Source organism: Duganella levis (genome assembly GCF_009857605.1).
Classification (GTDB): domain Bacteria; phylum Pseudomonadota; class Gammaproteobacteria; order Burkholderiales; family Burkholderiaceae_D; genus Rugamonas; species Rugamonas levis.
Genome location: NZ_WWCT01000003.1, coordinates 251,851 through 264,319, shown reverse-complemented (window position 1 = coordinate 264,319; position 12,469 = coordinate 251,851). Strand labels below are relative to the sequence as shown.

The window sequence follows — 12,469 nt, the reverse complement described above, 5'->3', positions numbered from 1 at the left end:
CTACAGGGGCGTCAGCCCCACGTTAGAGGCAATTACATTGCTGTAATGTTAAGCACCGCGCCGAAAAAATTGTTTGACATACCATGTCGTCCGTCATTTGTGAATAGTTTTTGACGCAAATTTGGTTCCTGTGTATAATCTGCGGTTCTTCGGTTTATCCGGGGATTTTTATAAACATTTGAGAGGTTTCAAATCATGTACGCGGTCATAAAAACCGGTGGCAAACAATACAAAGTTGTCGCTGGCGAAAAACTTAAAGTAGAACAGATACCGGCAGACATTGGTTCCGAAATCACCATTGACCAAGTCCTCGCCGTTGGCGCGGGCGACAGCATCAAATTTGGTGCTCCCCTGGTCGAAGGTGCGAAGGTTCTGGTTACTGTTGTTTCCCACGGCCGTCACGAAAAAGTGACGATCTTCAAGATGCGTCGTCGTAAGCACTACCAAAAGCATCAGGGTCACCGTCAGAACTACACCGAAATCCAAATCGTTTCGATCAACGCGTAAGCGTATCGACACTTTTTTTAGTATCCAAGGAGCTTTAGCATGGCACACAAAAAAGGCGGCGGCACAACGCGAAATGGTCGTGACTCAGAATCAAAACGCCTGGGCGTTAAGGTTTACGGCGGTCAAACGATCAATGCAGGCGGCATCATCATTCGTCAACGCGGCACCCCAGTGCGCGCCGGCGAAGGTGTAGGCACCGGCAAAGACCACACCCTGTTCGCTCTGGTGAACGGCGTGGTCAAGTTCGTTAAAAAAGGTGAAGGCTCGAAACAGTTCGTCACCGTAGTAGCAGCAGCGTAATTTACGCTCCGGCCTCTTCAGGGGGCCGTTTGTAAGGCGCAAGCCTTCAATCGAAAGGCTCTGCCCATAGGTAGAGCCTTTTAGTTTTATGGCGGTACATCATGAAGTTTATCGACGAAGCAAAAATTGAAGTAATCGGTGGTGACGGCGGCAATGGCTGCTCGTCGTTTTGCCGTGAAAAATTCCGCCCGTTTGGCGGCCCTGACGGCGGCGACGGCGGCAAGGGTGGCTCGATCTGGGCCATAGCGGACCGTAACATCAACACCTTGGTCGATTTCCGCTTCTCCAAAGTGCACCGCGCCGGCAACGGCGAACCTGGCCGTGGCGCCGATTGTTACGGCCGTGGCGCCGATGACATGATGCTGCGCATGCCGCTGGGCACCCTGATCATCGATGATGTCAGCGGCGAGATTCTGGCCGACCTGAGCGAGCATGGTCAGCAGGAGCTGCTGGCCAAAGGCGGCGAGGGCGGCTGGGGCAACATCCACTTCAAGACCTCGACCAACCGCGCACCGCGTCAAAAGACGCCGGGCAAGGAAGGCGAAATCCGCACGCTGCGCCTGGAACTGAAGGTGCTCGCGGACGTCGGTCTGCTGGGTATGCCAAACGCCGGCAAATCGACTTTCATCACCGCCGTGTCGAACGCGCGTCCGAAGATCGCCGATTACCCGTTCACCACCTTGCACCCGAATCTGGGCGTGGTCCGCGTGTCGCACGAGAAGAGCTTTGTGATCGCCGACATTCCTGGTCTGATCGAAGGCGCCGCCGAAGGTGCGGGCCTGGGTCACCAGTTCCTGCGCCACCTGTCGCGCACCGGTCTGCTGTTGCACATCGTCGACCTGGCGCCGTTCGAGGCGACCGTCGATCCGGTCAAGGAAGCCAAGGCGCTGGTCAATGAACTGAAAAAGTACGACGAAGATCTGGTCGACAAGCCACGCTGGCTGGTGCTGAACAAGCTGGACATGGTGCCGGAAGCGGAGCGCGTCAAGAAGGTCAAGGACTTCATCAAGAAGTTCGGCTTCAAGGGTCCGGTGTTCGAGATCTCCGCGCTGAGCCGCGACGGCACGCAGGAACTGGTCAACGCGATCCAGAAGCACCTGGAGCAAACCCGTCACACCGAGCAGCGCGCGGAAGAAACGCAGATGACCGAAGAAGCACGCGGCATTTCGTCGATCGATCCAGACGATCCGCGCTTTAAAATCCTCGACTAATCCTCTGCATCACCGGCATAATCAGCTATCAGCTGATTATGTCTTTCCATCTCGGCGCCCGTCCTGCTCACCGCAGGGCCGGCGACTGTTAGCGGCAAAGCAGGGCAACCAGCCCGCCAAATCACAGCAGATTTTCCTACGCTTGTTTTGAGATTGTCGCCGCCATGAATTCCGTCATACAAAAAGCTACCCGTATCATCATCAAGGTTGGATCGTCGTTGGTCACCAATGATGGACGCGGACTCGATCACGCCGCCATTGCGCGCTGGGCTTCGCAGATCGCCGGTCTGCGCGCGCTGGGTAAAGAGGTGGTGCTGGTGTCGTCCGGCGCGATTGCCGAGGGCATGCTGCGCCTGGGCTTTGAGCAGCGTCCGACCGATATCCACGAACTGCAAGCCTGCGCCGCCGTCGGCCAGATGGGCCTCGCGCAGATTTACGAAACCAGCTTCCGCGCGCACCAACTGGGCACGGCGCAAGTGCTGTTGACGCACGCCGATTTGGCGGATCGCGAGCGCTATTTGAATGCGCGTTCGACGCTGACCACATTGCTGCGCCTGGGCGTAGTCCCGATCATCAACGAGAACGATACGGTGGTCACCGACGAAATCAAGTTCGGCGATAACGATACGCTGGGCGCCTTGGTCGCCAATCTTATCGAAGCCGATGCGCTGATTATTCTCACCGACCAGCAAGGTTTGTTCAGCGCCGATCCACGCAAGGATGCGTCGGCGGTACTGATCCAGCATGGCCGCGCGGGCGATGCTGCGCTGGAGGCGATGGCGGGTGGCGCCGGCAGCAGCCTGGGTCGCGGCGGCATGCTGACCAAGATCCTGGCGGCCAAGCGCGCAGCCAAGTCGGGCGCGCATACCGTGATCGCCTATGGCCGCGAGAATGAGGTGCTAGCGCGGCTGGCGGGTGGCGAGGCTATCGGCACTGAGCTGGCAGCGCAGACCGGCCATCTGACGGCGCGCAAGCAGTGGATGGCGGATCATTTGCACACCGCAGGCCAGGTGGTGCTGGATGCCGGCGCGGTGCAGAAGCTGACCGGCGAAGGCAAGTCACTGCTACCGATCGGCGTGGTGGAGGTGAAGGGCGAGTTTGGACGCGGCGCGGTGATTACCTGCGTGTCTGCGGACGGCGTGCCCGTGGCGCGTGGTTTGTCGAACTACACCAGCGCCGAAACCCGCCGCATCATGCGCAAGCCGTCCAGCGAAATTGAATCCATCCTTGGCTTCGTCGAAGGCCAGGAACTGATCCACCGCGATAACCTGGTGCTGGTTTAAGCGCTAGCCGGCGCTGGCGTCTTGCTGCGATAGTCGCACAAATCGATCTGGATGCAATTCCAGCATTCCGGTTTGCGCGCTTTGCAGGTGTAGCGACCGTGCAGGATCAGCCAGTGGTGCGCATCCTGCAAAAACTCCTTCGGCACAAACTTCAGCAGCTTCTGTTCGACGATGTCGACATTCTTGCCCGGCGCCAGGCCGGTGCGGTTGGAGACGCGGAAGATATGGGTGTCCACCGCCATCGTCGGCTGGCCGAATGCGGTATTCAGCACCACGTTGGCCGTCTTGCGGCCGACGCCCGGCAGTTCTTCCAGCGACTCGCGGTCCTGCGGCACCACGCTGCCATGCTTCTCCACCAGGATCTTGCAGGTAGCGATGACGTTCTTGGCCTTGGTCTTGTACAAGCCGATGGTCTGGATGTAGGTGCGTAATTCCTCTTCACCCATATCCAGTATGGCCTGCGGCGTGTTCGCCACCGGGTACAGTTTGCGCGTGGCCTTGTTGACGCCGACGTCGGTGGCCTGCGCCGACAGCAGTACGGCGATCAGCAGTTCAAACGGTGTGGTGTACTCAAGTTCGGTTACAGGATGGGGATTGGCGGCGCGGAAGCGCACAAACATTTCGTAGCGTTTGGCTGCGTTCATTCTTTCTCTTGTTCTTTCTTGAGGCGCGTACGCTCCATGGCGGCGGCGATGATGGCGCGCTTGCGTTCCAGCGCGGCGGCCGATGCGGCATCGGCAGGTTCAATAGTGTTGACTTTATCCAGCTTGGCGACGGCTTTGGCGGCCAGGCGGGCGTCATTTTCTTCCTTGTCGCGCTTGAGGCGGAAGCTGCGGAAGTCGTGGCGTTCGCGCGCGGCGTCGGCGTCGGCCTGCGTCCACGCGGCCCAGCCGGTGGTCTCGGTGACCGGGTACATGACGATGCAATCGACCGGGCACGGTTCCACGCACAAGTCGCAGCCGGTGCACAGCGATGGCACCACGGTGTGCATCAATTTGCCGGCGCCGATGATGGCGTCGACCGGGCAGGCCTGGATGCACAAGGTGCAGCCGATGCACAGCGCTTCGTCGATGTAGGCCACGGCGCGCGACCGTTCCAGGCCATTCACGGGATTCAGTGGAATGACCTTGCGGCCGGTGACCGACGACAGCCGGGCGATGCCCTCGGCGCCGCCCGGCGGGCACTGGTTGATGTCGGCCGCGCCGGCCGCTATCGCTTCCGCATACGGACGGCAGCCGTCATAGCCGCACTTGGTGCATTGCGTCTGCGGCAGGACATCTTCAATACGGTCGGCGAGGGTGGGTTCGGTGGACACGGCGGACTAACATCGGGCAAAAACGACATTATCCGATATCTGCGCCCGGCTTACCGAAAAACCGCACGCGGCGCACGGTTTGCCGTTCCAGTTCCTCGCCGTGCAGGCCGAGCGCGGGCTTCATCAAGTCGCTGGTGCTGACGATGCCGATCAGGCGGCGCGACTGCATGTCGGCCACCACCGGCAGCCGGCCGACGCCATGCACGGCCAGGCGCGAGGCCAGCGCGCGGCAGGTTTCATCGGCCATAGCGACGATCGGCACGTTCACACCGAACAGCTCACCGACGCGTAGCGCACCCGGTTTGCTGTCCAGCCCTGCGCGCTCCAGCATGCCGACCAGCGCGCCATCGCGCACCACCGGATAGGCGCGGTGGCGCGGATGGGCGTGGAAGTGAGTGTGCACTACGTCGTTGATCAGCGCCTCGGCATCGATGCTGTCGACGGTGCTGGTCATCACCTCGGCTACGCTGTGGCGCTCCATCGGGTCGATGCCGTATTCGCGGTAGATGTGGTGGCCGCGGCGCGCGATCTTCTCGGTCAGGATCGAGCGGTTCATGGTGGCCACGGTGAAGGCATAAGCGACGGTGGCGGTGGCCAGCACCGGCAGCAGGGCGTTGGCGTCGTGCGTCAGCTCGAACGCGAACACCACCGCCATCACCGGCGCGCGCATCATGCCGCCCAGCGTGGCGGCCATGAACACCAGCGGCCACACGGCCGGTTCACCGCCCGGCAGCCAGGGACCGAGCACGGCGCCGAGGCCGGCGCCGATCATCAGCAACGGCGCCAGCACGCCGCCCGAGGTGCCGGAACCGAGCGCCAGCAGCCAGATCACGGCCTTGACCACCAGCAGGCTGACAATCGCCGCTGCCGCCATGTGGTTGTTCAGCAGGTCGGCGATGACGTCGTAGCCGACGCCCAGCGCGCGCGGCTGCAAGTAGCCGCCGATGCCGACCGCCAAGCCGCCGATCGCGGGCCACCACATCCAGTGCACCGGCAGTTTGTGGAAGGCGTCTTCGACCCGGTACAGGGAGGTCGACAGCAGCCACGCCAGCATGCCGCACAGCACGCCGGCGATCAGGCAGGACAGCAGCGCCGACGGCGGCAGCGCCTCGGTATGCAGCGGGAACAGCGGCCCGCTTTCGATCAGCAGCGGGCGCAGGAAGCCCGCCACGGCGCAGGCAATCGCCACCGGCGCCAGGCTGCGCGGACGCAGCTCAAACAGCAGCAGCTCCACCGCCAGCAGCACGGCTGCAATCGGCGTACCGAACACGGCGGTCATGCCGGCGGTGGCGCCGGCTACCAGCAGCGCCTTGCGTTCGGCCGCGCTCAGGTGGAAGTGCTGGGCGATCAGCGAGCCGACCGCGCCGCCGGTCATGATGATCGGGCCTTCGGCGCCGAACGGGCCGCCGCTGCCGATGGCGATGCCGGAGGCCAGTGGCTTGAGCAGCGCGACCTTGGGCGACATGGTGGATTTCTTGAACAGGATGGCTTCGATGGCTTCCGGGATACCGTGGCCGCGCACCGCTTCGGCGCCGTAGCGGGCGATCAGGCCGACGATCACGCCGCCGACTACCGGCACGGCGATCACCCACGCGCCCAGCGTGTGCGTGGCGGGCGAGGTCAACACGGTGGAGAATTTCTGGAAGAAGAACAGGTTGGTGAAGAAGCGGATGGCGTGCAGCAGCAGGTCGGCGGTGACGGTGCTGAAGGCGCCGACCACGGCGGCGATGCTGGTGATCAGCAGCAGGCGCGCCTGGCCGTCGAAGTCGCGGCGGCTATCGTATTTATTCATGGCGGATTTGCGGAATGGTGAAGATGCCTTGCAGCGACAGCAGTTCGACACGGTGTTGTTCGGCCAGTTGGGCCAGGATGGTTTCGCCTTGTTTCAGCAGGTGGATTTCGACCCGGCGGCGGTCGATGGCGCTATGGCGGCGCTCCACCAGGCCCATGGCTTCGCAGCGGGTGATCAGGGCGACCACGCCGTGGTGCTTGGCTTGCAGGCGTTCGGCCAGCTCGCCGACCGTGGCCCAGTCGCGCTCGGGGTAGCCTTTGATGTGTAGCAGCAGCAGGTACTGTAATGGCGTGATGCCCTGGGCTTGCACCACGTCTTCGGAAAAGCGTTCGAAGCGGCGCATCTGGTAGCGGAATTCGGACAGGGCGTTGAAGTCCGATTTGCTGAGTTTGGAAGAGGTCATGCCGAAATATATCACGACGTGATGTATTTGGATGAAAAAAAACGCCTCGGAAGCGAAGCGTTTTATCCAGCCGTAGCGGCTTAAGCGTGTTTCTTGATGAACGCGGTGATTTCCGGGCACACCATCTCGCGCCAGCGGCGGCCGGAGAAGATGCCGTAATGGCCGGCGCCTTTGACCACCAGATCCTGCTGCATCTCGGCCGGGATGTTGCTGCACAAGTCATGCGCGGCCTGGGTCTGGCCGGCGCCGGAGATGTCGTCCAGCTCGCCTTCGACGGTGAACAGCGCCACCGTTTTGATGTCGGCAGGCTGCACCAGCTTGCCGCCCACCAGCCAGTCGCCCTTCGGAAGCGAGAACTCCTGGAACACGGTCTTGATGGTGTCCAGATAGTATTCGGCCGGCATGTCCAGCACGGCGTTGTACTCGTCGTAGAACTTGCGGTGCGATTCGGCGGTTTCCTCGTCGCCCTTGACCAAGTGCTCGTAGAAATCGCGATGGCTCTCGGCGTGACGGCCTGGATTCATGGCGATAAAGCCGGCATGCTGCAGGAAGCCCGGATACACCTTGCGGCCAAAGCCTGGATAGTTCGGCGGCACCGGATAGATCACGGTGTTTTCAAACCACGAGTACTTCTTCTCGGTGGCCAGGTTGTTGACGGCGGTCGGCGATTTGCGCGGATCGATCGGGCCGCCCATCATGGTCATGGTCTTCGGCAGTTTCGGATCGTTTTCCGACGCCATCAGCGAGATCGCGGCCAGTACCGGCACGGTCGGCTGGCAGACGGAAATGACGTGCACGTCCGGGCCCAGCTGGCGGATGAAATCCTGCACGTAGTAAATGTAGTCGTCCAGATGGAAGGCGCCTTCCGACACCGGCACCATGCGCGCATCGGTCCAGTCGGTGATGAAGACATCATGGCTGACCAGCAGGCCGCGCACGGTGTCGCGCAGCAGCGTCGAATGGTGGCCGGACAGCGGTGCGACCAGCAGCACGGTCGGCTGTTTCAGTGCCTTGAACTTTTTGTCGTCCAGGTCTTTTTTGAAGTGAATCAGGCGGCAGAACGGTTTGTTGACCGCCACGTGTTCGATGATGCCGACCTTTTCGCCCTTGATCTCGGTAGTGTCGATCTCGAATGCCGGTTTCTCGTAGTCCTTGCCCAATCGGTACATCAGTTCGTAGCCAGCGGCGATGCGCTGGGAGAACGGCGTGTGCGCCAGTGGCGACACCGGATTGGTGAACAATTTCGCCGAGGCGTCCGCCCACTGCATCAGTGGCGTAAGGAACGAACGCTGCATTTCATGGAGTTGGTAGAGCATGACACATCCCGATTCTTATAAGTTTGGTGCGGTGCACCAATATGACATCATAAGCCAAATTATAGGCGCTGTGTTTTTGGCGTAAAGCATTTCCACGTACCTTGAAGCAAGGCTACGTACTATCCACAGACAATCTTATAAGAAAGAATAATACTGCGACGGGCATAAAAAAAGCAGCGTTTCCGCTGCTTTCTTGTAGGACAGTTGCCCGAGTTCGGTGCTTAGTCGAACACTGGGGTTTCCACGCCCAGCACCTTGTGCAGTTTCGGCGAGGTGGTGGTGTACTGCATGTGGATCTTCTTGTCCGGGAAGATGTACGGCGCGGCGCCGAAAGCGGCCAGCGCGGCTTCGTGGAAGCCCGACAGGATCAGCTTTTTCTTGCCTGGGTAGGTGTTGATGTCACCCACGGCGAAGATGCCCGGCACGTTGGTTTCGAACTTCTCGGTGTTTTGCACTTTCAGCTGGCGGCGCTCGATGTCCAGGCCCCATTCCGCGATCGGGCCCAGTTTTGGCGACAGGCCGTAGAACACCAGCAGCATGTCCAGCGGCACGCGGCGGGTCACGCCGTCGGCGGCGGTCACTTTCAGGTGCTCCAGCTTGCCGTCGGCCGAGGTTTCGAAGCCGGTGGCGGTGCCGATCAGCAGCTGCATTTCGTAGTCGTCGCACAGGGCTTTCATCTTGGCGACCGAGGCTGGCGCGGCGCGGAAGTCGTCGCGACGGTGCAGCAGCACCACCGATTCGGCCTTGCCGACGAAGTTCAGGGCCCAGTCCAGCGCGGAGTCGCCGCCGCCGCAGATGACCAGGTTCTTGCCTTCGAATTGCGCCGGGTCTTTGACCTTGTAGTGCAGCTGGCTGCCTTCGAACACGTCGATGCCGTCCACCTTCAGCGTGCGGGCCTGGAACGAGCCGACGCCGGCGGCGATGAAGATGGTTTTGGCGATGAACTGGGTGCCGGCCGTGGTTTCCACGTCAAAGCGGCCGTCGTCGCGGCGCTCGACCTTGGTCACTTCCTGACCCAGGTGGAAGGTTGGCTCGAACGGTTCGATCTGCTTGAGCAGGTTGTCGGTCAGTTCCTGGCCGGTGCACGATGGCACGGCCGGGATGTCGTAGATCGGCTTGTCCGGATACAGTTCCACGCACTGCCCGCCCACGGCGCCCAGCGAGTCGATGACATGGGCCTTGATTTCCAGCAGACCCAGTTCGAAGACCTGGAACAGGCCGACCGGGCCGGCGCCAATGATGACGGCATCGGCTTCGATGACGCCAGTAGGTGTAACGGTGCTATTCATACGTGTTTTCCTGTGTTTTCAATAGTGCAGCGTCAATGCCGGCAGCGTCTTAGCGTGCCAGCAGCTGCAGTTTTTCTTTGACGTCCTTGAACTGTTCCGCATCCGGCAGCGCAGGAATAGTCTTGGTGATCGAAGGCCATTTGCGTGCCAGATCGACGTTGATCTTGATGAATTGTTGCTGGTCGCCTGGGACATCCTCTTCGGCGTAGATGGCGTTGACCGGGCATTCGGCCACGCAGACGGCGCAGTCGATGCACTCGTCCGGGTCAATGGCGAGGAAGTTGGGGCCTTGGCGGAAACAATCTACCGGGCAAACATCGACGCAGTCCGTGTAACGGCAAGCGATGCAAGATTCGGTGACAACGTGGGTCATAACAGTCCTATCAATGTTGGTGTGCAGTAGCGTCGGCGGCGGGGCAGTTGCCTGGCTAACCTTGGCAAAGCACTGTATTTTAAGGTAATTCGCTATTTCTCACAAATTGGGCTTATATACAATACATATAAGCAAATTCATTCGGGGATGGCGAAACACTTCGCCCCTGCCGTTGTGGACTGGCGCGGGCGGGGCGCAACTGGCATCATGGCGGCTTTGTCATTCAGAGCAGGAGAGCCGCATGGCGGACATCAACATCGTCCAGGAACACCACCTGGCGCCGGAGCAGGCACGCGCGGCCGCCCAACAAGTGGCCGACAAACTGGCCGAACAATTCGAACTGGCCTGCCGCTGGGAGGGCGATGTGCTGCGCTTCGAGCGCAGCGGCGTCAGCGGTTCGCTGAGCCTGCTGCCGCATCAGGCGCGGCTGCAACTGGAGCTGGGCTTCCCGATCAGCATGATGGCGGCGCAGATCGAGGCCAAGGTGGCCGAGAAGATGCGGAAAGTGTTTGTTGTCTAAAAAATAAAAGGCCCGAACGGGCCTTTTTTTATGTGTCAGTATTACTTCAGTTCTTCGATCAGGTCGATGTACAGCTGTTTCGCTTCGTCCTGGGTTTTGCCTTTCAGCTCGGCCCATGCGTCGAACTTGGCGCGGCCGACGAAGTCGGTCATGCCGGGACGCTCGCCGGAGGCGTCGCCGCTCGATGCCTGCTTGAACAGCGCATAGATTTTCAGCAGCGTGAGATTGTCCGGACGCTCCGACAGATTCTTCGAGTCCGCCTGTGCTTGTTCAAACTGTTCTTGCAAACTCATACCTAACTCCTGGCTGTGAATGGGATGCACCATCATAACCGCAGCCATGGCAAAAGCCGCTAGAGTGCGCGCTCCAAAACAGAACGGCGGCCATGCCGGGAATGATCCCGCATGAACCGCCGTTTCCGGTGCCCTTGCGGGCACGCGTAAAACTCCGGAAGAATTACTTCTTCTTCGTCGGGTTGACAGCCGATTTCAGCGTGGCGCCAGCCGAGAATTTCGGGGTTTTCGACGCAGCGATCTTGATCGCTTCGCCGGTTGCGGGATTGCGGCCTTTGCGTGCAGCGCGTTTGGCTACGGAGAAGGTGCCGAAGCCGGTGATGCCTACCGTGTCGCCTTTTTTCAGACGCTCGGTGATGATGGCGATCAGGGTGTTCACTGCGCCGTTGGCGGCAGCAGCGGACAGCTCGGTGCGTTTCGCAAATTCTGCAATCAGTTCGCCTTTTTTCATTACTACCTCCTTGGTTATTGGAGCGCGCAGATTAGCATAAATATTGTTAAAAGTAATGGTTTCTGTACGAACTCTTGATGAAGCAAGCCTTGTAGTCGCTGCCTCGCTGCGCTGCAGCGCGAACAAGGCCTTGTATTTAAAGGGTTTCTGCGCTTTCTGTAAAACCGCATTCCAAGCAAAAAAGGTTTATGATTGAACGCATAAAGGACAGCGAAGATGAGCTTTTCAGACGAGACACTGATGGCGTATGCCGATGGCGAACTGGACGAGGAGACCCGCCAGCAGGTCGAACTCGCCATGCGCCATGACAGCAGCCTGGTGCGCCGGGTGGCGCGGCTGCGCGCGGCGCGCGACGAAGGGGTCTACGCCGATCAGCGCAATCCGTCTGGAGGGCGCGCGCGCCAGGGCGCCAATGTGGTGCAGCTGGCGGCGGTGCGGGCGCAGCGTCTGGCCGCGCAGCAGGCGGTGCGCAAGGCCACGCGGCGGCGCTGGAGCTGGCTGGAATGGAGTGCGCTGGGACTGGTGATGGTGCTGGGTCTGGCGGCTGGCAAGTTTGGTCTGGCCAAGTGGCAGCCGAACTGGTTCAGCGGCGAGCCGGCGCCGGTGCCGACCGAAGTGGTCAGCCGCAATGGCTGGCTGGTGGCGCAGGGTAAGCTGGCGGCGGTCTTGAGCCAGCAACTGGGCGGCGCTGCGGCGCAGTCCGAAGGCGAGGTGCGCGTGGGTCTGAGTTTCCTGTCGAACGAGGGGACGTACTGCCGCAGCTTTACGCTGGTGGGGATGACGCAGGATCTGGTGGGGATTGCTTGTCGCGCCAGCGAGGAGTGGCGGATACCGGTGCTGGTGCAGAATGCGCGGCCGATGCCGTCGACCGGCGGCTACCGCATGGCGGGAACCGAGATGCCGACGGCGCTGCTGGAAGCGATCGACCAGCGCATCGTCGGCGGCATGCTCGACACGCGAGCAGAGCTTGAAGCGCTGCGCAGGAACTGGCAGCGCTAAAGCTGTGGCTTGCTAAGCTGGCTTAAACGCCCAGCAGTTCAACGTCAAAAATCAGCGTTGCGTTTGGTGGGATGACGCCGCCGGCGCCGCGCGAGCCGTAGCCCAGTTCGGCTGGAATGATCAGCTGGCGAGCGCCGCCAATCTTCATGCCTTGCACGCCTTCGTCCCAACCGCGGATGACCATGCCGGCGCCCAGGGCGAACTCGAATGGATCGTTGCGGTCTTTGCTCGAATCAAATTTCGAACCCTTGCTGCCGTCGTCGTTTTGCAGCCAGCCGGTGTAATGCACGGTGACGTTGTTGCCGGCTTTGGCTTCTTCGCCTTCGCCTACGGTCAGTTCGATGTATTGCAGGCCGGAGTCGGTAGTAATAGTGGACATGATCTTCCTTTCATTAGAAACAGGGCAGAATTGTAGCA

The 12,469-nt window shown here is 60.8% G+C and carries 16 protein-coding genes; 6 read left to right on the top strand and 10 right to left on the bottom strand.

The genetic code is table 11. The features are described from left to right. Positions 1–195: 195 nt before the first annotated feature. The 4 genes from rplU to proB all read left to right on the top strand — a co-directional run bounded on the left by rplU (position 196) and on the right by proB (position 3,301). Positions 196–507 carry a 50S ribosomal protein L21 gene (gene rplU, locus GTP69_RS06325; RefSeq protein WP_110847108.1) on the top strand — a complete coding sequence of 104 codons (312 nt, stop codon included), beginning with the start codon at positions 196–198 and terminating at the stop codon, positions 505–507. A gap of 39 nt (positions 508–546) precedes the next feature. After that, positions 547–807 (top strand): 50S ribosomal protein L27, encoded by a 261-nt coding sequence (gene rpmA, locus GTP69_RS06320; protein WP_110847107.1) that lies wholly within the window; start codon positions 547–549, stop codon positions 805–807. Positions 808–908: 101 nt separating this feature from the next. After that, complete coding sequence (gene obgE / locus GTP69_RS06315; protein WP_161054078.1) at positions 909–2,018, top strand: GTPase ObgE; 1,110 nt, start codon at positions 909–911, stop codon at positions 2,016–2,018. A 164-nt stretch (positions 2,019–2,182) separates the two neighbouring features. After that, positions 2,183–3,301: a glutamate 5-kinase gene (proB, locus tag GTP69_RS06310; RefSeq protein ID WP_161054077.1), complete on the top strand. Its 1,119-nt coding sequence runs from the start codon at positions 2,183–2,185 to the stop codon at positions 3,299–3,301. On the opposite strand, the gene nth is transcribed toward proB, so the two are convergent. The 7 genes from nth to fdxA form a co-directional block, all read right to left on the bottom strand. Then, positions 3,298–3,945: an endonuclease III gene (gene nth / locus GTP69_RS06305; RefSeq protein WP_161054076.1), complete on the bottom strand. Its 648-nt coding sequence runs from the start codon at positions 3,943–3,945 to the stop codon at positions 3,298–3,300. The two genes, proB and nth, sit on opposite strands and share 4 nt — an antisense overlap. Next, positions 3,942–4,616: an electron transport complex subunit RsxB gene (rsxB, locus tag GTP69_RS06300; protein ID WP_161054075.1), complete on the bottom strand. Its 675-nt coding sequence runs from the start codon at positions 4,614–4,616 to the stop codon at positions 3,942–3,944. Before rsxB ends, nth begins: the two co-directional genes overlap by 4 nt. A 28-nt stretch (positions 4,617–4,644) precedes the next feature. Next, entirely contained in the window at positions 4,645–6,408 is a 1,764-nt protein-coding gene (locus GTP69_RS06295; protein ID WP_161054074.1) for a chloride channel protein, read from the bottom strand. Then, positions 6,401–6,811, bottom strand: coding sequence for a MarR family winged helix-turn-helix transcriptional regulator (locus GTP69_RS06290; RefSeq protein WP_161054073.1), 411 nt, complete (start codon positions 6,809–6,811; stop codon positions 6,401–6,403). Before GTP69_RS06290 ends, GTP69_RS06295 begins: the two co-directional genes overlap by 8 nt. An 80-nt stretch (positions 6,812–6,891) precedes the next feature. Further along, entirely contained in the window at positions 6,892–8,127 is a 1,236-nt protein-coding gene (locus GTP69_RS06285) for a polyhydroxyalkanoate depolymerase (RefSeq protein WP_161054072.1), read from the bottom strand. A gap of 221 nt (positions 8,128–8,348) precedes the next feature. Beyond that, positions 8,349–9,416, bottom strand: coding sequence for an NAD(P)/FAD-dependent oxidoreductase (locus GTP69_RS06280; protein ID WP_161054071.1), 1,068 nt, complete (start codon positions 9,414–9,416; stop codon positions 8,349–8,351). A gap of 49 nt (positions 9,417–9,465) precedes the next feature. Further along, positions 9,466–9,789, bottom strand: coding sequence for a ferredoxin FdxA (gene fdxA / locus GTP69_RS06275; protein WP_110847100.1), 324 nt, complete (start codon positions 9,787–9,789; stop codon positions 9,466–9,468). Positions 9,790–10,030: 241 nt separating this feature from the next. Here fdxA and GTP69_RS06270 point away from each other — a divergent pair, with 241 nt between their 5' ends. Then, complete coding sequence (locus GTP69_RS06270; RefSeq protein ID WP_161054070.1) at positions 10,031–10,309, top strand: polyhydroxyalkanoic acid system family protein; 279 nt, start codon at positions 10,031–10,033, stop codon at positions 10,307–10,309. Between the two features lie 41 nt (positions 10,310–10,350). Here the strand turns inward: GTP69_RS06270 and GTP69_RS06265 are convergent, their stop codons facing one another. Continuing rightward, entirely contained in the window at positions 10,351–10,602 is a 252-nt protein-coding gene (locus GTP69_RS06265; RefSeq protein ID WP_161054069.1) for an acyl-CoA-binding protein, read from the bottom strand. Between the two features lie 163 nt (positions 10,603–10,765). Next, positions 10,766–11,053, bottom strand: a complete 288-nt coding sequence (locus GTP69_RS06260; RefSeq protein ID WP_110847097.1) for an HU family DNA-binding protein — start codon at positions 11,051–11,053, stop codon at positions 10,766–10,768. Positions 11,054–11,269: 216 nt separating this feature from the next. On the opposite strand from GTP69_RS06260, the gene GTP69_RS06255 reads away from it, so the two are divergent. Continuing rightward, positions 11,270–12,052, top strand: a complete 783-nt coding sequence (locus GTP69_RS06255) for a zf-HC2 domain-containing protein (RefSeq protein ID WP_161054068.1) — start codon at positions 11,270–11,272, stop codon at positions 12,050–12,052. A 22-nt stretch (positions 12,053–12,074) separates the two neighbouring features. On the opposite strand, the gene GTP69_RS06250 is transcribed toward GTP69_RS06255, so the two are convergent. Continuing rightward, the gene (locus GTP69_RS06250) at positions 12,075–12,431 is read right to left on the bottom strand and encodes an FKBP-type peptidyl-prolyl cis-trans isomerase (protein WP_161043715.1); all 357 of its coding nucleotides are present in this window, start codon (positions 12,429–12,431) and stop codon (positions 12,075–12,077) included. Positions 12,432–12,469 lie beyond the last annotated feature (38 nt).